At 41.0% G+C, this 24,884-nt stretch carries 22 protein-coding genes, 1 tRNA gene and 3 pseudogenes; 22 read left to right on the top strand and 4 right to left on the bottom strand.

The features are described 5' to 3' along the window. The first annotated feature begins 134 nt into the window (after positions 1-134). The 10 genes from secG (at position 135) to BTN49_RS02095 (ending at position 10,448) form a co-directional block, all read left to right on the top strand. A complete protein-coding gene (gene secG / locus BTN49_RS02140; protein ID WP_097355820.1) occupies positions 135-470 on the top strand; it encodes a preprotein translocase subunit SecG in 336 nt (111 codons plus the stop codon). A gap of 16 nt (positions 471-486) precedes the next feature. Beyond that, positions 487-574, top strand: a tRNA-Leu gene (locus tag BTN49_RS02135). Between the two features lie 328 nt (positions 575-902). Beyond that, positions 903-1,358 carry a ribosome maturation factor RimP gene (gene rimP / locus BTN49_RS02130; protein WP_097355819.1) on the top strand — a complete coding sequence of 152 codons (456 nt, stop codon included), beginning with the start codon at positions 903-905 and terminating at the stop codon, positions 1,356-1,358. Between the two features lie 21 nt (positions 1,359-1,379). After that, complete coding sequence (gene nusA, locus BTN49_RS02125) at positions 1,380-2,867, top strand: transcription termination factor NusA (protein ID WP_097355818.1); 1,488 nt, start codon at positions 1,380-1,382, stop codon at positions 2,865-2,867. 22 nt (positions 2,868-2,889) lie between these two features. Then, positions 2,890-5,475 carry a translation initiation factor IF-2 gene (gene infB / locus BTN49_RS02120; RefSeq protein WP_097355817.1) on the top strand — a complete coding sequence of 862 codons (2,586 nt, stop codon included), beginning with the start codon at positions 2,890-2,892 and terminating at the stop codon, positions 5,473-5,475. A gap of 83 nt (positions 5,476-5,558) precedes the next feature. Next, positions 5,559-5,951 (top strand): 30S ribosome-binding factor RbfA, encoded by a 393-nt coding sequence (gene rbfA / locus BTN49_RS02115; RefSeq protein WP_097355816.1) that lies wholly within the window; start codon positions 5,559-5,561, stop codon positions 5,949-5,951. After that, positions 5,951-6,895 (top strand): tRNA pseudouridine(55) synthase TruB, encoded by a 945-nt coding sequence (gene truB / locus BTN49_RS02110; RefSeq protein ID WP_097355815.1) that lies wholly within the window; start codon positions 5,951-5,953, stop codon positions 6,893-6,895. Before rbfA ends, truB begins: the two co-directional genes overlap by 1 nt. A gap of 156 nt (positions 6,896-7,051) precedes the next feature. Next, positions 7,052-7,321 carry a 30S ribosomal protein S15 gene (gene rpsO / locus BTN49_RS02105; protein WP_097355814.1) on the top strand — a complete coding sequence of 90 codons (270 nt, stop codon included), beginning with the start codon at positions 7,052-7,054 and terminating at the stop codon, positions 7,319-7,321. 337 nt (positions 7,322-7,658) lie between these two features. Further along, positions 7,659-9,788, top strand: coding sequence for a polyribonucleotide nucleotidyltransferase (gene pnp / locus BTN49_RS02100; protein WP_097355813.1), 2,130 nt, complete (start codon positions 7,659-7,661; stop codon positions 9,786-9,788). 462 nt (positions 9,789-10,250) lie between these two features. Continuing rightward, on the top strand, positions 10,251-10,448 hold the full coding sequence (locus BTN49_RS02095) for a transposase (protein ID WP_097355812.1): 198 nt from the start codon (positions 10,251-10,253) through the stop codon (positions 10,446-10,448). Positions 10,449-11,059: 611 nt separating this feature from the next. Here BTN49_RS02095 and rimI read toward each other — a convergent pair. Further along, complete coding sequence (rimI, locus tag BTN49_RS02085) at positions 11,060-11,509, bottom strand: ribosomal protein S18-alanine N-acetyltransferase (protein WP_097355811.1); 450 nt, start codon at positions 11,507-11,509, stop codon at positions 11,060-11,062. Beyond that, positions 11,499-11,903, bottom strand: a complete 405-nt coding sequence (locus BTN49_RS02080; RefSeq protein ID WP_097355810.1) for a DNA polymerase III subunit psi — start codon at positions 11,901-11,903, stop codon at positions 11,499-11,501. Before BTN49_RS02080 ends, rimI begins: the two co-directional genes overlap by 11 nt. Before the next feature lie 656 nt (positions 11,904-12,559). On the opposite strand from BTN49_RS02080, the gene BTN49_RS20025 reads away from it, so the two are divergent. After that, a complete protein-coding gene (locus tag BTN49_RS20025) occupies positions 12,560-12,652 on the top strand; it encodes a DDE-type integrase/transposase/recombinase (RefSeq protein ID WP_097355809.1) in 93 nt (30 codons plus the stop codon). Positions 12,653-13,191: 539 nt separating this feature from the next. Here BTN49_RS20025 and BTN49_RS17085 read toward each other — a convergent pair. Next, a pseudogene (locus BTN49_RS17085) lies at positions 13,192-13,979 on the bottom strand (IS5 family transposase); the annotation flags it as partial. Positions 13,980-14,086: 107 nt separating this feature from the next. Here BTN49_RS17085 and BTN49_RS21700 point away from each other — a divergent pair. From BTN49_RS21700 to BTN49_RS14740, 11 genes and pseudogenes are all read left to right on the top strand, one after another. Next, positions 14,087-14,884: pseudogene (locus tag BTN49_RS21700) on the top strand (IS982 family transposase); the annotation flags it as partial. Between the two features lie 122 nt (positions 14,885-15,006). Then, positions 15,007-15,528 (top strand): Fe-S cluster assembly transcriptional regulator IscR, encoded by a 522-nt coding sequence (gene iscR / locus BTN49_RS02050; protein ID WP_097355806.1) that lies wholly within the window; start codon positions 15,007-15,009, stop codon positions 15,526-15,528. A gap of 30 nt (positions 15,529-15,558) precedes the next feature. Next, positions 15,559-16,773, top strand: coding sequence for an IscS subfamily cysteine desulfurase (locus BTN49_RS02045; RefSeq protein WP_097355805.1), 1,215 nt, complete (start codon positions 15,559-15,561; stop codon positions 16,771-16,773). Positions 16,774-16,802: 29 nt separating this feature from the next. Next, positions 16,803-17,186 carry a Fe-S cluster assembly scaffold IscU gene (iscU, locus tag BTN49_RS02040; protein ID WP_097355804.1) on the top strand — a complete coding sequence of 128 codons (384 nt, stop codon included), beginning with the start codon at positions 16,803-16,805 and terminating at the stop codon, positions 17,184-17,186. 22 nt (positions 17,187-17,208) lie between these two features. Further along, the gene (gene iscA, locus BTN49_RS02035; RefSeq protein ID WP_097355803.1) at positions 17,209-17,532 is read left to right on the top strand and encodes an iron-sulfur cluster assembly protein IscA; all 324 of its coding nucleotides are present in this window, start codon (positions 17,209-17,211) and stop codon (positions 17,530-17,532) included. A gap of 13 nt (positions 17,533-17,545) precedes the next feature. Beyond that, a complete protein-coding gene (gene hscB, locus BTN49_RS02030) occupies positions 17,546-18,061 on the top strand; it encodes a co-chaperone HscB (protein ID WP_097355802.1) in 516 nt (171 codons plus the stop codon). 36 nt (positions 18,062-18,097) lie between these two features. Next, positions 18,098-19,945: a Fe-S protein assembly chaperone HscA gene (gene hscA / locus BTN49_RS02025; protein ID WP_097355801.1), complete on the top strand. Its 1,848-nt coding sequence runs from the start codon at positions 18,098-18,100 to the stop codon at positions 19,943-19,945. 4 nt (positions 19,946-19,949) lie between these two features. Next, positions 19,950-20,288 (top strand): ISC system 2Fe-2S type ferredoxin, encoded by a 339-nt coding sequence (fdx, locus tag BTN49_RS02020; protein ID WP_097355800.1) that lies wholly within the window; start codon positions 19,950-19,952, stop codon positions 20,286-20,288. A gap of 41 nt (positions 20,289-20,329) precedes the next feature. After that, complete coding sequence (gene iscX, locus BTN49_RS02015; RefSeq protein WP_097355799.1) at positions 20,330-20,530, top strand: Fe-S cluster assembly protein IscX; 201 nt, start codon at positions 20,330-20,332, stop codon at positions 20,528-20,530. A 1,022-nt stretch (positions 20,531-21,552) separates the two neighbouring features. Next, complete coding sequence (gene pepB, locus BTN49_RS02010) at positions 21,553-22,857, top strand: aminopeptidase PepB (RefSeq protein ID WP_097355798.1); 1,305 nt, start codon at positions 21,553-21,555, stop codon at positions 22,855-22,857. 797 nt (positions 22,858-23,654) lie between these two features. Further along, positions 23,655-23,891, top strand: a pseudogene (locus BTN49_RS14740) (transposase); the annotation flags it as partial. 145 nt (positions 23,892-24,036) lie between these two features. On the opposite strand, the gene trmJ reads toward BTN49_RS14740, so the two are convergent. Beyond that, positions 24,037-24,777 carry a tRNA (cytosine(32)/uridine(32)-2'-O)-methyltransferase TrmJ gene (trmJ, locus tag BTN49_RS01995; protein ID WP_097355797.1) on the bottom strand — a complete coding sequence of 247 codons (741 nt, stop codon included), beginning with the start codon at positions 24,775-24,777 and terminating at the stop codon, positions 24,037-24,039. Between the last annotated feature and the right edge of the window lie 107 nt (positions 24,778-24,884).

Here is a 24,884-nt window from a genome sequence, read left to right as displayed (position 1 = left end):
TTTGTTTATTTTTAGCTTGTTTCACCTGCTGGCATTAGTTAGTATGCCTTCGGCTCGAGGGTGGGCGTTGTATTGGGGTACCGATAAACGTATTAAGCCTGAAAAATATTGACTTTGGATATTAGGTGGAAACCATGTATGAAATTGTACTTGTGATTTATCTGTTCGTATCACTTGGTGTTGTTGGTCTGGTTATGCTTCAACAAGGAAAAGGCGCAGATATGGGAGCCTCTTTTGGTGCTGGGGCATCAAATACTGTATTTGGCTCTAGTGGTTCTGGAAATTTCCTGACTAGGATGACAGCAATTTTAGTGGCTCTATTTTTTATTCTTAGTTTAGTTCTAGGCAACATGGCTACTCAGAATTCTGAAGTGGGTAGTGACTATGAAGACCTGAGTATACCTGAGAGAGAACAAGTAACTCAAAAAAGTGATATGTCTACTGTAAATGACAGTGATATTCCTCACTAAACAAAAAACAAGGCTTGCCGAGGTGGTGGAATTGGCAGACACGCTATCTTGAGGGGGTAGTGCCTATTATAGGCATGCGGGTTCAAGCCCCGCTCTCGGCACCAGTTCAAAATTTTGACAAAAAGTTCGTAGAACTTGTAAATGGACACTAGGTAACGATATAATATTTGCTGATAGGATACTGGAAAACTGGGAGGAAGTGCTCTGGGCTCTCTGGGTTCGTAATCAAAAGGTCATCATCCGAAAGCCAGCAATGTAACTATTTTATTAGTGATTGTTTAGTGAAATTAAAACAGTCGCTGTTCATGAGAAATCATGGCACCAGGGTCTAGCTACATAGAACCCCAATATTCGGGATTTTATGTTATCTGAAGATGACCACTCGGACAGATAACAGGGCTTTTAAGCCCTTTTTTTATTTCTGGGGTTTGTATGACAGGACTAGAAAAGAGACTTCTAGCGATGCTGGAAGTTCCAATTGAGGCATTAAGTTATGAGCTGATTGGGCTTGAATTTGTACGTGCAGGACGGTATTCAACCCTACGGGTTTTTATCGACCATGAAAACGGTATCACCGTAGAAAATTGTGCGGAGGTTAGTCTGCAGGTTAGTGCAGTGATGGACGTAGAAGATCCCGTCGCAGTAGCTTACAATCTTGAGATCTCTTCACCGGGATTTAATAGGCCGCTATTTAACGCTTTACATTATCAGAAATTTATCGGTCACAATGTTAATATTGTGCTGAAGATCGCTATACAAAATCGGCGAAAATGGAAAGGAAAAATTCTTTCTATTGACGGAGAGACCGTCACCATCAATGTGGATGGAAGCGAAGAAGTGTTTGCCCTGAGCGATATAGCCAAGGCTAACCTAATTCCTTCATTTTAAGTTTAAATGAGGCATTAGTTTATGAACAAAGAAATCTCGGCTGTTGTCGAGGCTGTGTCTAACGAAAAAGCCATTCCACGTGATCGCATTTTTGAAGCATTAGAGATAGCGCTAGCGACGGCCACAAAGAAAAAATATGACATTGATATTGAGGTTCGTGTTGTTATCGATCGTAAAACTAGTGAAGTATCCACATACCGTCGTTGGGAAGTCGTTCTTGAAGTGACACAACCAACACGTGAAATTACCCTCGATGCCGCGCGATATGAAGACGAATCGATACAAGTTGGTGACTATGTCGAAGATGATATGGAATCAGTTACGTTCGATCGAATTACGATGCAAACTGCGAAACAAGTGATCGTGCAGAAAGTTCGTGAAGCCGAACGGGCGCAAATCGTAGAACAATTCATGGACAATGAAGGTGAACTGGTTACGGGTGTAGTTAAAAAGGTTAACCGTGATATGGTTATCGTTGATCTGGGTAGCAACGCAGAAGCGGTAATCCAACGTGATGACCAATTACCACGTGAGAACTTACGTCTAGGCGACCGCGTGCGTGGTTTGCTGTATGCTGTGCGTCCAGAAGCGCGTGGTTTCCAATTGTTCATTACTCGATCTAAGGCGAAAATGCTGATTGAGCTTTTTCGTATCGAAGTGCCAGAAATTGGTGAAGAAACGATTGAAATCATGGGTGCGTCCCGCGATCCTGGTTCTCGTGCAAAAATTGCTGTGAAAACTAATGATAAGCGTATTGACCCTATTGGTGCGTGTGTAGGTATGCGTGGCGCTCGTGTTCAAGCTGTCTCCAGTGAATTGGGCGGGGAACGTATTGATATTGTGCTGTGGGACGATAATCCTGCACAATTTGTTATTAACGCAATGTCACCCGCTGAAGTTGCTTCAATCATCGTTGATGAAGATACCCACACCATGGATATTGCAGTTGAAGCCGATAATTTAGCTCAAGCAATTGGGCGAAATGGTCAAAATGTTCGTCTTGCTTCTCAGTTGAGTGGTTGGACACTGAACGTAATGACGGTGGATGATCTGAAAAAAAAGCATCAAGAAGAAGCGAGTAAGTCGGTAGAATTATTTAGCAAGTATTTGGATATTGACGAAGACTTTGCTGCTCTGTTGGTTGAAGAAGGTTTTACCACCCTTGAAGAAGTAGCCTACGTACCTGCGGCTGAATTCCTAGCAATTGATGGTTTGGACGAAGACACAGTTGAAGAATTACGAGGACGTGCAAAGGCATCGTTGACCACTATTGCGTTAGCGAAAGAAGAAATCATTGACGGTGCTGAGCCTGATGAAGACCTATTGGGTTTGGAGGGTTTAGAGCGTGATATGGCGTTTCGCCTTGCAGCGAAGGGCATTTTTACATTGGAAGACTTAGCTGAACAGAGTACTGATGATCTTCTGGATATCGAAGGAATGGATGAAGTTAAAGCGGGTGTGCTAATCATGGTCGCACGCAATATTTGTTGGTTCAGCGACGAAGCCTAAACGTGGCATAAGGAGGACCAGAATGTCAGAGGTTACAGTTAAAGCACTGGCGAGCGAAATTGAAACACCGGTAGAACGCTTGTTGAAACAATTACAGGATGCAGGCATTCAAAAATCGGTAGACGATAATGTAAGCCAAGATGAGAAACAAACCTTGCTGTCTCACCTTAAACGTGAGCATGGTGATAATGGAAATATTCCCACTCGACTGACGTTACAGCGTAAAAAACGCAGCACACTGAAAGTTTCAGGTTCTGGCGGAAAGAGTAAGGATGTTCAAGTGGAAGTACGTAAAAAGCGCACTTATGTGAAGCGTAGCGAACTAGAAGAACAGCGAGTGACGCAGGAAGCGACAATGAGAGAGGCTGAGGATAAAGCCCGTCGTGAGGTTGCAGAAGTGGTAAGGCGTGAAATCGCAGAGAAAGCAAAACGTGAGGCAAAAGAAAAAGCCGATCGCGAGCTTGTTGTGCTGCAAATAAAAGATAAAGCTGATGAACTCAAGCGTCGTCATGGAGATCAAGCTAAGCGTAGAGCTGAAGAAGATAGTCAACGCCTGCTAGCAGTGGCGCGCAATATGGCAAAATTGAATGAAGAACGGTGGAATCAGCAAGATTCAGTTACGATTGTGATGGAAAAATCAGATCATCACACCACCACATCGATGCACGCACGTGCAGCTGAAGATGAAGCAGATCGTCGTCAAGAAGCTGTCCCTCGTCGCCGTAAAAATAAAAATACACAACAAGAAAACGTATCCAATCGTAATCATGGAGGTAATAAAATTCGTGGGAAAGGACGTCTGACTAAGCCGGTATCTATGCAGCATGGCTTCCAGAAACCTGCTCAGAAGATTATCCGTGATGTAGAAATCGGTGAGACCATCACCGTTTCTGAATTGGCAAATAAAATGTCAGTTAAAACGACCGAAGTTATCAAAGCCATGATGAAAATGGGCGAAATAGTAACTATCAATAGGATCCTCGATCAAGAAATGGCTGTGCTAGTTGCTGAGGAAATGGGTCATAATGTTATCCTTCATAAGGAGAACAATCTAGAAGAATCAGTACTGGCTAATCGTAACGCTAATGCTGTACGTGAACCACGTGCACCAGTTGTTACTATAATGGGTCACGTTGACCATGGTAAAACATCACTACTTGACTATATTCGTAAGGCGCACGTTGCGTCTGGCGAAGCGGGTGGTATTACTCAACATATTGGTGCGTACCACGTTGAAACTGACAATGGTATGATCACGTTTCTAGATACACCAGGTCATGCAGCATTTACGTCAATGCGTGCGCGGGGCGCGAAAGCGACCGATGTCGTCGTTTTGGTTGTTGCTGCGGACGATGGAGTTATGCCACAAACTATCGAAGCTATTCAACATGCAAAGGCGGCAGAGGTGCCACTGATCGTTGCTGTAAATAAAATCGATAAAGAAACAGCAAATCCAGATCAAGTTAAAAATGAACTTGCTCAACACAATGTAATTCCAGAAGAGTGGGGCGGTGAAAATATATTTGTTCACGTATCTGCAAAACTAGGTACTAACATCGAAAGTTTGCTAGAAGCTATTCTTCTTCAATCCGAGGTTATTGAACTTGAAGCGATTCGTATTGGCATGGCACACGGAGTTGTTATCGAATCTCGCCTTGACAAAGGTCGTGGTCCGGTTGCTACTGTTCTCGTTCAAGAAGGAACACTGAAGAGAGGTGACATCGTATTATGTGGTCAGGAATATGGTCGCGTACGTGCAATGCGTGACGAAAATGGTAAAGACATTGAGTTTGCTGGCCCTTCAATTCCTGTTGAAATCCTAGGTCTATCTGGCGTACCATTAGCGGGTGACGAAGCGACAGTTGTTCAAGATGAGCGTAAAGCCAGAGAAGTTGCACTGTATCGCCAAGGTAAGTTCCGCGACGTGAAGCTTGCTCGCCAGCAGAAAGCAAAACTTGAAAATATGTTCGCTAATTTGACCGAAGGAGAAGTGTCTGATCTGAACATCGTTCTGAAAGCAGACGTGCAAGGTTCAGTGGAAGCAATTTCAGACTCACTGGTTAAATTGTCTACTAATGAAGTACAAGTGAAAATTATCGGTTCAGGTGTTGGTGCTATCACCGAAACTGATGCGGTTCTTGCCGCCGCGTCAAATGCTATTCTGGTTGGTTTTAACGTTCGTGCAGAAGCATCAGCGCGTAAAATGATTGATGCAGAAAGTTTAGATCTGCGTTACTACTCAGTTATCTATGCTCTGATTGACGAAGTAAAAAAAGCTATGAGTGGTTTGCTTGCTCCTGAGTTCAAACAGATAATTATGGGCTTGGCTGAAGTACGTGATGTTTTCAAGTCTCCTAAGATTGGTTCGATTGCCGGTTGTATCGTTACTGAAGGTACTATCATGCGTAACAACCCAATCCGTGTCTTGCGTGATAATATTGTTATCTATGAAGGTGAGCTTGAATCTCTGCGTCGATTTAAAGATGACGTTAACGAAATTAGCAAAGGCTACGAATGTGGTATTGGTGTGAAAAACTACAATGATGTTCGCATTGACGATCAAATAGAGGTATTTGAACTTATTGAAATTAAACGTACTATCGATTAATACCTACCTGTAATAAAGTGTTTATAAATACCATGGGGGGAAGTGCTTAGTTCTTGCCCCCGTTCTTCATGGGAAATAGATTGATGGTCAAAGAATTTAGTCGTACTAAACGCGTTTCGCAGCAAGTGCGAAAAGAAATTGCACTGATCCTTCAGCGTGAAATCAAAGACCCACGTATTGGTATGGTAACGGTATCAGACGTTGAAATATCATGTGATCTTGCACATGCAAGAGTTTACGTTACATTTTTGACCATTGGTGATCAGACGGTAAAAGATAGATTAGAAGCGTTAAATGAACAGGCTTGGTATGTTCGCATTTTACTTGGTAGAGTAATCAGATTACGACTTACACCTAAAATAATTTTTGTTTATGACCCTTCACTGACCGAAGGAATGCGTATTTCTAATCTAGTATCTAGTGCTGTAAAATCAGATAAAGATCGAGATCCCAAAGTTAATGGGAAAGAAGAGTAATGGGTCGTCGAACTCGTCATTACAGTCGTTCTGTTGATGGAATTATCCTGCTAGATAAACCTACTGGAATTACCTCTAACGCTGCCTTACAAAAGGTAAAACGCATTTTTTTTGCAAAAAAAGCGGGGCATACAGGTGCATTGGATCCTTTAGCAACTGGAATGCTCCCAATTTGCTTTGGCGAAGCGACTAAGTTCTCTCAATTCTTGTTATATTCTGACAAGCGCTATCGTGTTGTAGCAAAGTTGGGTGAACGTACTAACACATCAGATTCTGACGGTGAAGTAGTAAAAACGCGTGACGTACATGTTAATCTAGAACAGCTTGAAGCTTCTATCTCGACATTCCTAGGTGATACAATGCAGTTGCCCTCCATGTTTTCTGCTCTTAAGTATCAAGGACGTCCACTTTACGAATATATGCGTGAAGGCATTGAAGTACCGCGTGTAGCGCGTAAAATCTCTGTATATGAAATTACGTTGTTGCGGTTTGACGCTGGTGAAGTGGAGATGGAAGTACATAGTTCTAGAGGGACTTATATTCGCACTATCGTTGATGATCTCGGTGAAATACTAGGTTGTGGCGCGCATGTAATTGCTCTTCGCCGTATTGGTGTTTCAAATTATTCCTCTGAGGATATGGTAACGTTAGAGCAATTGGAATCTCTACTAGTGGAAGCTCGTGAGGCAAATATTCGGTCACATGAATTACTTGATCCATTGCTACTTCCACTCGATTCTGCGGTACGAGACTTAGTTGAGGTTAATTTATCAGATTTGGTAGCGTGCTCTGTGCGTCATGGCCAAGCAGTCCATGCACCAAACATACCTTATGAAGGCTTAGTTCGTATGACGGTTGGTGGAGAGCGCACTTTCATCGGTGTAGGTGTAATCAACACCGATGGCATGGTTGAGCCATGCCGTTTGGTTAATCTTCGTCAATAGTAATATTTATACACTGATTACTTTGGATAGATATGTAGTTATACGCAATATTAATTGCGTTATTCAGGTAATTATTGTATGATTTGACCCTATTAGGTGTTGGCTGAATCAGAGATTGGCAGGCATACATCAAACCATCCCATTTAGGAAAAGACTATGTCTCTGAATGCAAAAATTAAAGCGGTAATTATTGCTGAACACGCCCAAGGCGAAAATGACACCGGATCTCCAGAAGTTCAGGTTGCACTATTGACTGCTTCAATAAATCATCTGCAAGGGCACTTTGCCGAGCATAAAGGTGATCACCACAGTCGTCGCGGTTTGTTGCGCATGGTATCACGTCGACGTAAGCTTCTGGACTACCTGAAACGTAAAAATGCTGACCGTTATTTGGCGCTGCTCAAGCACTTGGGTTTACGTCGCTAATGCCTATAACTAAACCTTTGGCCATCAAGCAACATATCTTGAAAGGGTGCCCTGTGACCCCTTTTGCCGTTTATATTAGGCTTGCTTATTTTGAGTTGAATAGGGCTTATATTTATCAGGACTTTCCTTCTAGCTGTTCCGTTCCGTTCCGCGCTTAGACGTGTATAATGTTGGCGCTTTTATGGTTTATACAGTCAACGAAGTCGATCAACGGATCATGACCCTTGAAAATAGTCGGTGTCTGTACAACGAGTATTGTCATTAGTCGTGATTAGTGAGACCCGATGAAATAACGTGACTCGGTGCCGATTAGGTGCATTAAAACAAGGAATTTCTCGTGAATCCAATCGTAAAAACATTCCAGTACGGTAACCATACCGTTACTTTAGAAACTGGTATAATGGCGCGTCAAGCAACCTCGGCAGTTATGGCTAGCATGGACGACACTTCTGTGTTTGTTAGTGTTGTTGGTAGAAAAGAAGTGACAGAAGGTCAAGATTTTTTCCCGTTGACGGTTAACTACCAAGAACGTGCTTATGCGGCAGGTAAAATCCCAGGTGGTTTCTTTAAACGTGAAGGGCGTCCTTCTGAAGGAGAGACACTGATTTGTCGTTTAATTGACCGTCCGATACGTCCATTGTTCCCAGATGGGTTCAAAAATGAAGTTCAAGTTATTGCAACTGTGGTTTCTGTGAACCCAAATGTAAACCCTGACATCGTCGCTATGATTGCTACCTCAGCGGCATTATCTATCTCTGGGATTCCATTCAACGGTCCAATCGGTTGTGCACGTGTTTGTCTCATTAATGAGGAGTTGGGACTGAACCCCAGCAACGCTGAACTGAAAAATAGTCGGCTAGATCTAGTTGTTTCGGGTACTGACAATGCAGTACTGATGGTTGAATCAGAAGCTGACCGTCTAAGTGAAGAGCAAATGCTGCAGGCGGTTATATTTGGTCATGATCAACAACAAGTCGTTATCAATGCTATTAAGGAATTTTCTGCTGAAGTTGCTACCCCTCCTTGGGAATGGGTAGTACCAAAAATAAACACAGAGTTGAAAGACCAAGTTACTGAACTTGCAGAAAAAAATCTGACTGGTGCTTATCAGATTACTGAAAAGATTGCCCGCTCTGCAGAAGTTGACCAGATTAAGAAAAATGTTATTGCACAGATAACTGAAGAGAACGATAAGTTTAAGATTCGTGAAATTGAGGATATGCTTGCCAGCTTAGAGAGGCAAGTTGTACGTGGTCGCATTATGGCAGGTGAACCACGTATCGATGGTCGTGAAAAAGACATGGTTCGTGAACTTGACGTTCGAACCGGTATTCTTCCACGCACTCACGGTTCATCGCTGTTTACTCGTGGTGAAACACAAGCTTTGGTAACGGCAACACTTGGTACTAAGCGTGATGCACAAATCATTGATTCTATCACAGGTGAGTATACGGATAACTTCCTACTGCATTATAACTTTCCTCCATACTGTGTAGGTGAAACAGGTTTTATAGGTTCACCTAAGCGTCGAGAAATCGGTCACGGTAAACTGGCGAAACGTGGTGTTCTTGCGGTAATGCCTTCACAAAACGAATTCCCGTATACCATCCGTGTAGTATCTGAAATCACTGAATCAAACGGATCCTCTTCAATGGCATCTGTATGTGCTACTTCGTTGGCTTTGATGGATGCGGGTGTCCCGATCAAGAAATCTGTTGCTGGTATCGCAATGGGTTTGGTAAAAGAAGGAACTGATTACGTTGTTCTGTCTGATATCTTAGGTGACGAAGATCACCTTGGTGACATGGACTTTAAAGTAGCAGGTACCGATGATGGTATTACTGCGCTGCAAATGGACATGAAAATAAAAGGTATCACCAAAGAGATTATGGAAATTGCATTGAATCAAGCGAAAGGTGCACGTTTGCACATCCTGAATATTATGGATCAGGCTATAGCTACTGCGCGTGATAATATTTCTCAATTTGCTCCTCGTATTTTTACTCTTAAAATTAGCCCAGAAAAGATCAAAGATGTGATTGGTAAAGGTGGTGCGGTTATCCGTGCGCTGACTGAAGAAACTGACACTACAATAGAAATTGAAGATGACGGTACTGTGAAAATAGCAGCAATCGATAGTGATAAAGCGAATGAAGCTATTGCTCGCATCGAAGCACTGACTGCAGAAGTAGAAGTCGGTCGTATCTATATAGGTAAAGTTACGCGCATCGTTGATTTTGGTTGCTTTGTAGCTGTAATTGGTACCAAAGAAGGTTTAGTTCATATTTCTCAAGTTGCGGATAAGCGTATTGAAAAAGTGTCTGACTACGTTGAGCACGGGCAAGAAGTTCAAGTTAAAGTCTTAGAAATAGATCGTCAAGGCCGTATCCGCCTGAGTATGAAAGCAGCAGTCGATCAAGAAGTACAATCTGAAAACTTTGAAGTCCAACCAAGAGAAGACACTTAACTCACCCTGTATAAGGGTTATGTTAACGAGGTGTAAAAAGGGGCTTTGTGCCCCTTCATTTTTCAGTAGTAAGTGACTGGGATAAATAAGCCAAAACAGATAGTTAACCTTAGCTGAGTATATGAAATGAACTAAATGTCTAAGTCACGATCTTATCGTTTAAAAAACTATTGACTGTAGAATAGTTTGGACATTAATAATTTAGACACTGTTTTCATCGATGTCAACGACTTCTGCTAGACTTTTCTCTCTGCATGGAAAAATACCTAATTTCTTCTGGTGTCAAATAACGAAAGAGGACTTCTCGCCTCTCCATTAGCGAAGTGAAGACTATAGTGATAGCTTGGCTATCGATCGGGATATCGAGACTTCAAAACCTATTACATCCACTTTGTTTGCCACTATCTCACCACGAATCTCCTGAATTAGTCAGCTATACGCGAATGCTCAAACTCATGCAAGATGTTCTGGTTCTACGGTTTCAAATCATACCTCATTATCAATGACCAAAGCGGTATGATCTTAATCAAAGTGACAACGGCTAACGTGGATGATAGAAAGCCTGTATTGGAAATGGCTGACGAGATTTGGGGGTGTTTATACGGAGAAAAAGGTATATCTATGATCCATTGGAGTGGGAACTTGCAGACTAGGGAGTGACACTGGTTTGTTGCAAAGTTATGCAGAAGTAGAAATATATTTATTTCTAGATGAAATTAGGTTGCAAGCGCATAGAATTTATCCTAAACAGATAAACTCTCTGGATTATCGAGCTGTCAATTTTTAATCATTGACAACAGCTCTATGCTAGCTAGTGTTGCGTTGGCTCCTTCATCTTATTTCCATCAAAGGCACTGATGAATTCTACCTTTTACTTTCCGATGGCTTTGTTCGTCTAGGTTGTTCAAATACTTAACTTGAAGTCTTTCAATAAAGTTAAACGTCCTCCCCGTAAATCAGAGTTGGATATTGATATATATCTCGTCCATCTACCACGATGAGCATGCTGTTCCAGAAAATGAGCGTATTTGATAACCTACAAATTGATGGTTTAGTGATCAGTATTGATACTCGTCTCAGCTAGGAGATCTTCAATTTCATGGTAACTGAGTTTATAAGAAACGTAATAGCAAATAGCCTCAAGGATGATGTTGGAAGGTAAGTGTTGATCTGCAAAGTTGATAGTCATAATACTAAAGATAATGAATGCTGATGAGGTAATAATTTACCATTCCAGTTTGCGATAAAACCCATTTTAATCATCAAATCACTTATTCATTGAACCAATAGCTCATGATAAGTGCATCTTCTGTACCAAGAGCTGTCGGGTAGTAGTCATTACGTCTATCAAACTCATTGAACCCTTGAGATTCATATAGCCGTATTGCGCTAACATTGCTTTGTCGTACTTCAAGCCAAGCTTCTTGCGCACTGATTACACTCATGCTTTCAAGAAATGTTACAAGTAACCGTTTTCCATAACCTTTACCTTGGTAAGCAGGTACTACAGCAATATTCAAGAGCGAAGCATTTCCAGAGATACATTGCGCGTAAAAATATCCAATTACATCACCCTCAATTAATAACACGCGATTACAGGAAAATTTAGTGGGTGATTGTCGAAGCATTGAATCCGACCATGGATGTGTGTGTGCAGTACGTTCAATATTAACGATAGCGTCAACCCACTGGTCATCAATCGGTAAGAGTTCAACTTTCATTTTCTCGTATTTGTAACCACAATGCTTTTTTCTCCGTAGGGCTTCCATGGAGGACAGACAAGGCTGGTGATATTAATCGTTTCACACCCTTTAAGTTTGATAAATCAGATTCCTTCACACCCGCAAACCAACACCATGATAAGGCATGTTCGCCAACATGGGGTAATGCTGCTGGTGGTAATCTAAGTGCCTGATCAGGTAAAAGTCCAATGCTTGCCAATATTTTACCAAATAGCCATGCATCGTGTTCATTTGATAATTCATCGCAAATAAGCAGTAATTTGCACGACAAAGGCAGTGATATGATTTCTCGATAAAGGTTTGGATATATATCGGGACGTCTAAGTTCCCATACCGCAATTCCCATTTCCTTAAGACGTTGTAGATCGTTCATGCCAAACAAGTTCCTGATTAACCTGAGCTGTACATAAGAAATGAACTAAATGCCAAAGTTGCAATCTGATCGTTTAAAAAAACTATCGACCCCATCAAGGATGGGGTATGAATGACTTAGACCCTGTTGTCGTCGATGTCGCCGATTTCTACCTGACGTTCCTCCCTGCATGGAAAAAACACCTAATTTTTTCCGATATTAAATAAATATACACCCCTTCTCGCCTCTCTGTTAGTGCAGAGATGACGATAGTGATAGCTTTCTATCAATCTTGGTTTCGAGACTTCAAAACTTATTTACATCCCCTTTGTTTGCCGATACCTCATCAACGAATTTCTTGATTTAACCTCAGATCTGAGGTTAATTAATAATATATACATCTAGAAATAACATTCTACCAAAAAAGAGGCCATGACTTCAATATATTGATTAGTAGTAAGAGATTATTTCAGATCATAACTACAACACTTATGGTTCAGCGTAAAAGTTAAGGTAAACAACTGAAAATAATACGATTTTCTGCTACATAAACAAGTCGTACTACCATGAATTATTAGCAGTTGATCGAGGGAAGAAGATATCAATTTTCAGGTTGACACTTTCCTTAACGACATCATCCTCGTTGAACAAAGAAACCTGTCGCCTCGTCGTTGCTGATGGACGAGACATATATCAACATCAAAGCTCAGTGGAAGTATTCCTATCTGGCTATTGATAAGTTCGGTAATATCATTGATTTTCTACTATGAGAACACCGTGATGAGAAAGTGGCTCACTCCATTTTCAACAAAAAGATAGGCCATAATGGTTTACCTAAAAAGGTGGTGATTGATAAGAGAGGTACCAATGCGTTATCGATGAATAATATCAACATCCAATTTTGGTTTACGGCGAGGATGCTCAACTTAATTGAAGTACTTCAAGTTAATTATTTAAGAAATTCAGGCGAACAAAGATACCAGAAATCGAAAATTAAAAGGTAAATTGCATCAGTGCTTAGCATGGAAATCAAATGAAGAAGACACCATAATACTCGCTAGCATAGAGCTGTAGTCAATAATTATAAATGGACAGCTCGACAACCCAGAGGGTTTATCCGTTTAGGATAAATTTTAGACACTTGCAGCCTAATCGCACTTAAAAATAAGTACGTTCCTACCTCTGCAGAACTTTTCGACAAAACCAATTTTCCTTCCTACCTTGGGAACACAACGGATTTGAGGAGTCAAAACGGTTTTGTTGATTAAATCAGACCTATAACGCACAGATCCCAATCTTTTTTACAGTCTTAATTTATCTGCTGGCGAAGAGGCATACCGAATCTTATAACTTTATTTATCGCTTTCACATTTGCCAGCGATTCACTAATTTGAGCATTGTAATTACGAAGAGTGAGTTTAGGTCTGAGCAACTATTTATAGCGAAATATTGCTGTCTCTGCTAGAGAGAGTTTGTGATAATCCCTATCCTTTTCCACTCCACCAGCTTGTCCTCTTTTAACGCCTTTACAGTTTCATTTCTAGGATGCCTTTCCTCCCAGTACTTCATGTTTCTTCAAGGTAGAATAGTGGGCGTTATTCCTTTGTTCTTAAGTTTGTGGTGACATGATCTTGTGTCATAGGCTCTATCAGCACTGACTTGCTATATCTTTCGTCGTAATGAGTTAAGCAATAATAGGTAAAACCTCATTGGTTACCCACAGAAACTAGGTTAACTCCTGCAGTAATAACCTCATGAGTAGACACATTAACGGCAAGATGAAGCTTGCACAAAATACGCTACTTCTCCTTACCGTGTTTACGCGTTTCTCATTCACCTTCATCGTATACTTTGAGGCCTGTGGCCTCAATAATGACGTGGTCGACAGCTCTTCGACTCGGTTAACTGTACTTGACTCTTACCGTCTTCGAACGTATTATTAATACAGGTGTCTGTAGGGGATTCCTGCGGGACATTCATCAACGTAAAAACCGAATTAAGAAAGCTTTCTAATCGACGAAGTGGGAGCTTAAAAATACCTTTCACCATCAGTGCTGTTTCAATCTCGATATCTGAGAATATAAACCCACGGCCACGATTTAATAAGGATTTATTAACCTGAACTGCGTATAAGAAATGAACTGAATACCAAAGTTGTGATCTGATCGGTTGATATAAATTATTGACTGCCCAAGGAGTTGGGCATGAATGACTTAAACGCCGTTTTCGTCGACTTCTGCCAGACTTTCCTTCCTGCATGGGAAAAATACCTAATTTCTTCCCGTATCAAACAAAGAAACAAGCTTTCTTGCCTCTTAGTTAGCTAAGTTATGACGATAGTAAGAACTTTCCATCAATCTCGGTATCGCGACTTAAAAACCTATTATATCCACGTTATTTATCGTTACTTCACCAATGAATTTCCTGAATTAGTTACACGAGGATGCTCAAGTTCATGCAATGTATCCTAGTTGCGCTTTGCTCTTACCTCACTCACTATCAGGCAAGGCCGACAGGGATTGCCTTCGTTGATTCGTCTAAGCTACAGGTTTATCACAACCTACGCATTCTCAGATATCAGGTTTTTAAAGGTACTAAGAAGCGAGGAAAAGGAACGATGTGGTGGTTCTACGGTTTTAAATTATACCTTATTATCAATGACCAAGGTGGCATTATCTTAGTCAAAGTGACAACGGCTAACGTGGATGATAGAAAGCCTGTATCGGAAATGGTTGACGAGCTATGAGGGGTGTTATACGGAGATTAAGGTTATATCTTTGGTCTATTTGAGTGGGAACTTGCAGGCAAGGGAGTGACACTGATAACGGGTGTAAAAAACATGAAACCCAAAGTGATGAAACTTTGGAACCGCCTGATGTTCCCAGAAACGATTTATTATTGAAACTGTTTTTGACCAACTAAAAAACATATCCCAAATCGAGCATTCTCGGCACCGTAGTTGTATCAGCTTTATGGTCAACCTGATTGCTGGATTCATTGCTGATACAGATCTGAAATTAATTCAGAAAGGTTAAAAGGATAACTATAACGTGAAGAGATATACTTGACTGTTTTTGTCAAGTATTTTAGAATTACTGAGTTGAATACTCACAGGTAAGATGTTATGAGATTGACTTCTAAAGGTAGATACGCTGTAACAGCGATGCTGGATGTAGCGTTACATTCCGAGGTAAATCCAGTGCCCCTTGCTGATATTTCAGATCGCCAAGGGATTTCGCTGTCTTATCTTGAGCAACTTTTTTCGCGTCTTCGCAAAGCTGGATTAGTATCCAGCATACGGGGACCTGGTGGAGGTTATCGCTTAGGCGTAAGCGCTTCCAACATCGCTGTTGGCATGGTCATTGCTGCCGTTAACGAATCGGTTGATGCTACAAAGTGTCAAGGAAAAGGGGGCTGTCAGGGTGGAATACGTTGCTTGACACATACACTATGGTGTGATTTGAGTTCACGTATTAATACATTTCTGAATGATATTACACTTGGAACATTGATGAACGATAACGAAATTAAGCAGGTTGCTGGTCGTCAGGATTCGACACTCGATTCGTCAACAATTGTTAGACATGCTTTTAATGCCAGTGGCAGTAAAAACTCTACCTTGATGGGTGTGCGTTTTCGTTCATAGTTAGCCGTTTCAGAGTACTTGGAGATATAAATGAAATTGCCAATTTATTTGGACTATTCAGCCACATGCCCAGTAGATCCGCGTGTTGTTGAAAAAATGATTCACTGTCTGACAATTGATGGTTGTTTTGGTAATGCTTCCTCTCGTTCGCATCGTTATGGTTGGCAGGCAGAAGAAGCTATAGATATTGCACGTGAAAATATTGCGAATTATCTGAATTCTGATCCACGTGAAGTCGTGTTCACGTCAGGTGCGACAGAGTCAGACAATCTAGCTATTAAAGGTATTGCCCATTTCTACGGTAAGAAAGGTAAACACATTATTACATGTAAGACCGAACATAAAGCCGTGCTTGATACCTGTCGTCAACTTGAACGTGAAGGTTACGATGTGACCTATCTTGTACCAGAACCAAGTGGCATTGTTGATGTGAGTAAGTTAGCTAATGAGATACGTGAAGATACTATTTTGGTAACTCTTATGCATGTGAACAACGAGATTGGAGTTATCCAAAATATTGCTGCAGTTGGGGAATTGTGTCGTGAGTGTAAAGTGGTGTTCCACGTTGACGCGGCACAATCTATTGGTAAATTGCCGCTAGATACGCAAAAAATTAAAGTCGACCTTGTATCAATGAGTGCCCACAAAGTGTATGGCCCGAAAGGTATCGGTGCTCTTTATGTTCGCCGTAAGCCACGTATCCGTATTGAAGCACAAATGCATGGTGGCGGTCATGAACGTGGTATGCGTTCTGGAACCCTCGCGACTCATCAAATTGTGGGTATGGGTGAGGCGTTCCGGATTGCGAAGGAAGATCTTGAAAAAGATCAAAAACATGCTTTGGCACTTCGTAACCGTTTTTATGACGGTGTGAAGGTTCTAGAAGCTGTTTATGTGAACGGTGATTTTGAGCAGCGAGTCGCGATGAACTTAAACATCAGTTTTGCTTTTGTCGAAGGTGAATCTTTATTGATGTCATTGAAAGATTTGGCGGTATCGTCAGGTTCTGCATGTACTTCAGCAAGCCTTGAACCTTCTTATGTTTTACGGGCATTGGGTTTAAACGATGAATTAGCGCACAGCTCAATTCGCTTCTCATTTGGTCGATTTACAACAGAAAAAGAAGTTGACTACGCGATAGAACAGGTCCGTAAAGCGGTTATCAAGCTACGTGGAATGTCACCTCTTTGGGATATGTACAAAGAAGGGGTTGATTTGAGTACCGTTGTGTGGGCACATCACTGAACCAGTGTAAGTATTTCGAGGAGCAGATCATGGCTTACAGCGAAAAAGTAATCGATCACTATGAAAATCCACGTAACGTGGGTGGATTTGACAAGAATGATCCAAGTGTTGGTAGTGGTATGGTTGGGGCACCTGCATGCGGAGATGTAATGAAGCTACAAATCAAAGTTAATGAAGACGGTATCATTGAAGATGCTAGGTTTAAAACCTATGGTTGTGGCTCAGCTATCGCATCAAGCTCATTAATTACTGAGTGGGTAAAAGGTAAGTCTCTTGATGAAGCGATAGCGATTAAAAATGTAGAAATCGTTGAAGAGCTGGAATTGCCGCCAGTGAAGGTGCATTGCTCAATTTTAGCGGAAGATGCTATCAAAGCAGCAATTAGCGATTATAAAAAGAAACACGAAACTTAAATATTAAAGGGTTATTGTGTATATGGCCATTACTATGACAGATGCTGCTGCATCGCGCGTTCGCAGCTTTCTTGTAAGACGAGGAAAAGGAATAGGGCTGCGTTTGGGTGTTAGAACGTCAGGTTGTTCTGGTATGTCTTACGTGTTGGAGTTCGTGGATGAGATCCAAGATGAAGATCAGGTATTTGAAGAGAAAGGCGTAAAAGTGATTGTCGACAGTAAAAGTATGTTGTATCTCGTCGGTACTGAGCTGGATTTCATCAGAAAAGGGTTAAATGAGGGTTTTCAGTTTAATAATCCTAACGTTAATAGTGAGTGTGGTTGTGGCGAAAGCTTTAATGTTTAACTCGTGAGATAAAATGAATCATTTTGAACTATTCGGGCTAATATGTCAGTTTGAACTGGATGTTAACTCTCTGTTTTATAAGTATCTTGATCTTCAGAGACGTTTTCACCCAGATAAATTTGTCATCGCATCTAGGAAGGAAAGGCAGCTTGCTGTTCAGAAAATCACGCAAATTAATGATGCGTATCAGACATTGAGAGATCCTATGCATCGTGCTGAATATATGATTTCGTTGAAAGGCTTGGAATTGTGTGATGAACAACAAATGATGACAGATCATGAGTTTCTGTTGCAGCAAATGGAATTACGTAAAGAGCTAGAAGAAATTGCTGAAAGTGATGAACCGAATTTATTGTTGTTTGATTTTGAGAAAAAGACAAATAGTATTCATAAGGAACTTCTCTCTGAACTGGCCGATGCATTTGATGATGCATGTTATGTTGCTGCGGCGACATTAGTGAGTAAGCTCAAATTCTTAGTCAAACTCAAACAAGAAATCGAACGAATTGAAGACAGGTTGCTCGACTAACCGCCCGTGGCGATAGGTTTGGCGACAGGAATCCATATGGCACTGATACAAATTGAGGAACCTAGTCTGAATAAAGCGCAACGTGAAAAGAAGCTTGCGGTCGGCATCGACTTGGGAACTACAAATACTTTAGTTGCAACAGTGTGTAATTGCACTGCAATAACCCTTAACGATCTCCAAGATCGTGCATTGATTCCATCGATCGTTCACTACGGTGAAACCATCCAAGTTGGCTATGATGCACAAGCAAAATTAGAATCAGACAGTGCAAATACCATAGTGTCTGTAAAACGCATGATGGGACGATCTCTTGCCGATGTAAAATCCCGTTATCCTCATTTACCTTATATATTTTCAACATCTAAAAATGGCTTACCGTTGATCCATACCCGTGCGGGTATAAAGAATCCGATTGAAGTGTCGGCGGACATTCTCCGTATGGTAAGTGAACGTGTAAAAGACGTTCTGGGGGGTGAACTTGATGGTGTCGTTATTACTGTTCCAGCATATTTTGATGACGCGCAACGTGCCAGTACGAAAGAGGCTGCAAAGTTAGCGGGGTTGAATGTACTTCGTTTACTGAATGAACCAACGGCAGCTGCTATCGCCTATGGTCTCGATTCTGGCCAAGAAGGAACTATCGCTGTTTATGACCTTGGGGGAGGTACCTTTGATATATCTATCCTTCATTTATCAAAAGGTGTGTTTGAAGTACTAGCGACGGGTGGTGATTCTATGTTGGGCGGGGATGATTTTGATCATCTAATTGCTAATTGGATTTTAGAACAAGCCAATTTCACGAAGCTATCAGGCAACGAGTCTCAACTTTTGTTAAATAAATCGATCACGACAAAACTTACATTAAGTAAGAGTAGTAGTGCTGATATTGATGTGTTGGGTTGGCAGGGAAGGCTTTCACGTACACAGTTTGAACATCTTATTGGTGACTTGGTGATGAAAACCCTGTTGTCGTGTCGTCGTGCATTAAAAGACGCAAAAGTGAGTATTGACGATGTGCTGGAGGTTGTGATGGTGGGCGGTTCAACTCGTATACCTTTGGTTCGTGAGAAGGTCGGTGAATTTTTTGGGAGAAAACCACTTACCAATATCGATCCTGATAGATCCGTTGCTATTGGTGCGGCTACGCAGGCAAATATTTTGGTGGGTAATAAACCTGATGGGGACATACTGTTACTTGATGTGATTCCACTATCGTTAGGTATCGAAGCCATGGGGGGGGTGGTGGAGAAAATTATTCCACGGAATACCACTATTCCTGTGGCACGTGCTCAATATTTCACCACATTTAAAGATGGCCAGACACGCATGAAAATACATGTGGTTCAAGGTGAGCGTGAAATGGTTGATGATTGTCGTTCTCTGGCTAATTTTACTTTTAAGGGGATTCCACCAATGACGGCGGGTGTCGCTCACATTCTAGTGACGTACCAAGTCGATGCAGATGGCTTACTCTCCGTTACGGCAATGGAGAAAAGTACTGGGCTACAATCTTCAATTCAGGTCAAACCGACTTATGGTTTGAGTGACCCTGAAATGGTTAATATGATCCGGTCGTCACTTACACATGCTGAAGCAGATAAAGATGCCCGTTATCTTGCCGAGCAGCGAGTTGAAGTTGACCGTGTGACTGAAGGACTTCTCGTAGCTCTCAAGTCTGATGGTGATACATTGTTGTCAAAAACCGAAAAGAAAGTGCTAACAGATGCCATGGAAAGACTTATTTCACTTCAAAAAGGCGATAATGCTGCCGAAATTGAGCAAGGTATCAAAGATACAGATAAAGTGAGTCAGGTATTTGCATCACGCCGTATGGACAAAGCTATCCGTGAAGCACTCTCTGGCCATTCAATTGACGAGGTTTAAGCACATGCCACAGATTGTTATTCTGCCACACAAAGATCTTTGTCCAGAAGGTGCTGTATTGGAAGCGGAAATCGGAGAAACTGTGCTGGATGTGGCTTTACGCAACGGTATTGCGATTGAACATGCGTGCGAAAAATCCTGTGCGTGTACCACATGTCATGTGATCATTTGTAAAGGTTTCGATTCTCTAGATGAAAGCGCTGAATTGGAGGATGATATGTTGGATAAAGCATGGGGTTTAGTACCTGAATCACGTCTTGGTTGTCAGGTCAAAGTGGCTAATCAAGATCTGGTTATTGAAGTTCCTCGTTATACATTGAACCATGCTGCAGAAAACTACTGATTAAGTTTGAACAATAATTCTGATGAATAGGAACCTGCTCTATGAGCCTAAGATGGATTGATTCACACGATATTGCGATTGAATTACTAGATAAATTTCCTGATATAGACCCGACAAAGGTGCGTTTTACTGACCTGCATCATTGGGTGTTGGAGTTAAGGAACTTTTCCGATGATTCTAATCATTCCAATGAAAAGATCCTAGAGGCGATCGTCCTCTGCTGGATGGAAGAGATAGATTAACTGTCTTTTAGCAAAACAACTTGCAGATGCTCGATTCTATAAGTCATAACTGCGTTATGTTCGAGGTAAATACTTATAGTTATAATCAGTCTATTTCATGAGTTTTTAATGACGGAATGGGTACACAGAGACTCTCATACAGCCCATGTGGTGAGTTTGCTGATTATATGCTAAGTGTGCTATCTTTTTGATATGGCTAACTTCTTTAGTCAGTATATGAGTAAAGCTCGCTGAAAGCTATACCTTCAAGTTATTTGGGTATAGTTAACCGCAGATCTACATAAGAGCATATTTACTCCTAGATTTAGATAATAACTACGACACTTATGGTTTAGTGTAAAAGAGGAGGTCAACTACTGAAAGTAACATACTTTTCTTGCCAAAAATATAAGCAGTACCGCTCTAGATTATCAGCAGTTTAACGCTGGCAAAAAATACCAAATTTAGACTATTCTGGAGCAGGTTATTCTAATCTCCTGTATTGCAAAGACAATCAAGTTACATCATACCTCAGTTAGGAGAAAGCTGGAAAGATACCGTAATAACGGTTCTTATTGTCTTAAAATTGCTCAAGATCTATTGAAAAATAATCTCAAGGGTGCAAGCCAATACAAGATATTAGCAGATAAAAATACTTTCATTCATCTGTGGATCAGAAAATGATTGGAGTCCTGAGAAAATATCACGAGTACTAACTAATTGCAGTTGTTTCCATCCATTATGAGTGGACTCATTGTTTTGGCGTAACCGATAAACGGCAAGGTAAAAACTCTATCATCATGAAATAAAAACGGAAAAGATGTTCTGATTTCAGTTAACCTGAGCTAGACGACAAATGAATTTTGTGAATAAAGACAAACTATGCCCACAGGATCGATTTGGAATCCTAGAAACAGTAAAGTTAGTAATGCTGCAGCTGCACGTAAAAAGCGTATAACATTGGTCTTAATAAAGTATCTGTCTATAAAATTAAAACTATTTCTCAGTCAATTTCAGAGGCCATACCGAACAAGGAGTTTAACATGACCGACAAAATGCTTATCCAGTTATCACATGAACCTGCTACTGATGTTTGGGGTGGTAAAAAGGCCGTGATCTCTTTTAATCAGAATGGTGCAACCGTTCATGCTTTCGGTGACTTTGTGCTTGATCAAGTGCAACAAGCAGCACGGAATTTGGATACGCAGGGTATCCAAAAAGTCTCGTTAGCTGGAGATAACTGGTCTGTTGATACAGCTTGGGCATTTTATCAAGGATGGCGTGGACCTAAGGTGGGATATGAATTTGAATCACCAACATTAGAAAACACCGCTCAAAAGTTACTAAATAATCACATCACAGTGACTGATTGGGTTCGTCAAATTATCAATGAAACAGCGGAAGATGTTGGACCACAACAATTGGCTGTGCGTGCAGGTGAATTCATCAAATCGAAAGCACTTTACTCTAAAGATGTGAGGTATAAAGTGGTTTCTGGTACAGATTTGTTAGAGCAGGGGTGGGTAGGTGTACATACTGTGGGTCGTGGATCTACGCGAAAACCGGCCATGCTGCAATTGGACTACAATCCAATGGGTGATGAAAATTCAAAAGTATTCGCTTGTATCATCGGGAAAGGCATCACGTTTGACTCAGGTGGGTATAGCATAAAGCAGTCTAGTTCTATGGATACGATGAAAGCAGATATGAGCGGGGCTGCGATGGCTGCAGGAGGATTAGGTTTAGCGATCGTGCAAGGTCTAAATAAACGAGTAAAGCTAATTTTATGCTGTGCGGAAAATATGATCTCCAGTAATGCTTACAAACTGGGTGATATTATTACCTATAAGAATGGTGTGACTGTCGAAGTGCTAAATTCTGACGCTGAAGGTCGTCTGGTTCTTGCTGACGGTTTATTGTTTGCTAACAGCTTCAAGCCTACGTTGACTATTGATTGTGCAACGTTGACGGGTGCGGCGAAAATGGCTCTAGGAAATGACTACCATGCATTATTTACTTTCGATCAAGCGTTAGCACTCCGCTGTATGAATGCTGCTGATGCAGAAAATGAAGGTCTATGGCAACTCCCATTGGAGGAATTTCATCGCAACATGCTTCCTTCCGGCTTTGCGGATCTGGCAAATGTAGAGTCTGGGAAACATTCACCAGGAGCAAGTACCGCAGCGGCGTTCCTTTCTTATTTTGTTGAAGATTATAAAGAAGGTTGGATCCATTTAGATTGCTCGGGAGCTTATCGTAAAAGTGCAAGTGACAAGTGGTCGGTGGGTGCTACGGGAATGGGTGTGAAAACATTATCACGTATATTGATGGACGAATCTACTCGATAACGACAAAATTTATCTTTAAATAAATTGCCATAATAATTAATTTGAACTTCGTATAAGAAATGAATTATATGCTTGACTCTCGATCTGATTGTTTGCATCAAATCATCAGTCAAAAGAACTTCGCCCTCCGTCATCTGAAATGCATAGGTATTATAGCTAAATAATTATAATAGGGCACAATAGGCGAATGGCTTATAGTTTAGATTTACGCCAGAGAGTTCTGGCGTACTAAAGAAAAATACGAATTAACGTTTGCACAGAAAAGCATTAATTTTGATGTTGGAATGCGGACCTTATTTCGTGGGGCTAATAAGGTAGAGCCTTGTATTACGAAAAATAAACCTGCTACAAAAATTGATGAGAATATTTTACTTAAGGATGTAGAGGAGTTTATTGATGATTACCTGTGGTAGCGAGCACAACGATTTAATGGCACTCAACCTGCGATTCACTATGCATTGAAGTGCCTTAATATAGCCTTTACAAGAACTCTATTTCACCCTAAAGATTGTAAATAAAAACGCCAAAACTTCGGGAAAATCATAAAACAACATCAAAAAGAAGGTATACCTATCATACACTTATATGAAAGTTGGTTTGCCAAGAGTATGCCGCGAACGCATGGTTACTCTAAAAAATGAAGTGGATGCTAATGCTACGGAGTTCATGATTGGCATTTGAAAGAAAGAGTTAACGCCATTGGTGTTATCATCAATCATACGTTTCTAACGCTTAGCTTAATAATTGGAAGCGTCAATGCCTAGGTATGTCACTCATGGGTCAAACAAGATTTACTTCCGAAAGTTTCAGAGCAAGCTGTGATTGTTATGGATAATGCAAGGTTTTATAAGCGTAGCTACACACTGGAAGCAATTGAAGCTCGTGGTTGTGCTTTAGAGTGTTTTTCTCCTTACAGTACAGATCTTAAGCCAATAAAACATAAATGGGCAGAGGTGAAGTCTTTAAGAAGGAAAGAGCGCTATTCCATTGATGAATTGTTTTATCATAATGTGGATTATGCCAATTTATTTTGATCTAGCTATATATACTGGTAAATGGTGCTTTTACTGAGCAGTGAGCATCACATCGTGCTTTAGAGCTAGTTTGCAGTTCAGGTTATGTTAATGTGGCTATCATTGTATTGTTGAACGAGTTTTGTAAAGAAAAGACAAACAGTTCTTAATGGTTTTTATTTTTTTCCGTGTTGATTTTTCCCACTGATGACAAAATTCCACGAAGAATATTTAACTCTTTAGTTTCAGGTCGTGCACGATTAAATAGGCGACGAAGTTTAGTCATGACCATACTTGGATGCTGTTTATTAATAAAACCTGTTTCGTTGAGTACAGATTCTAAGTGCGTGTAAAAACACTCCAAGTCTTCGGATAACGGATACAATTGCTCTTTCACTTCTCCCTTTGTAGTGGTTTTTTGGCCTAACCACGCCATACGCGCTTCATAGCACAAAGTTTGAACCGCCATTGCTAAGTTAAGTGAACCGTATTCTGGATTAGTTGGAATAAAAACGTGGTAGTGACAAGCTTGAAGCTCTTCGTTGCTCAACCCCGTACGCTCACGGCCAAACACAAACGCAACAGAATGCTGACTTAATTCTTGAATCGCTTTAATACCGCTCTCTCGCGAGTCCAATATTGGCAAATCAAATGTACGTCTTCGGGCACTCGTACCGATCACAAGACCACAATCCGCCACAGCTTCTTCAACGGTATCAACGATATGTGCATTATTCGCTATATCCCGCGCACCTGCAGCCAATGCTATAGCTTGACTGTCAACATTGCACTCAGGTGCAACTAACACCATACTCTTGAGCCCCATAACTTTCATTGCACGAGCGGCAGAGCCGATATTGCCAGAATGCGTAGTACTGACAAGCACAATATGAATATTTTCTAACATTTAAGAACCACTACATACATTCAAAGAATTATGACGATCGTATTTTACCAGATTGGTATAGGATTTTCGTTGTTTTTGGTGTTAGTTAATCGCAAATGGATAACAAA

The organism is Candidatus Enterovibrio escicola (assembly GCF_002464935.1).
Lineage (GTDB): Bacteria > Pseudomonadota > Gammaproteobacteria > Enterobacterales > Vibrionaceae > Enterovibrio > Enterovibrio escicola.
This window is presented reverse-complemented; position numbering and strand designations above follow the sequence as displayed.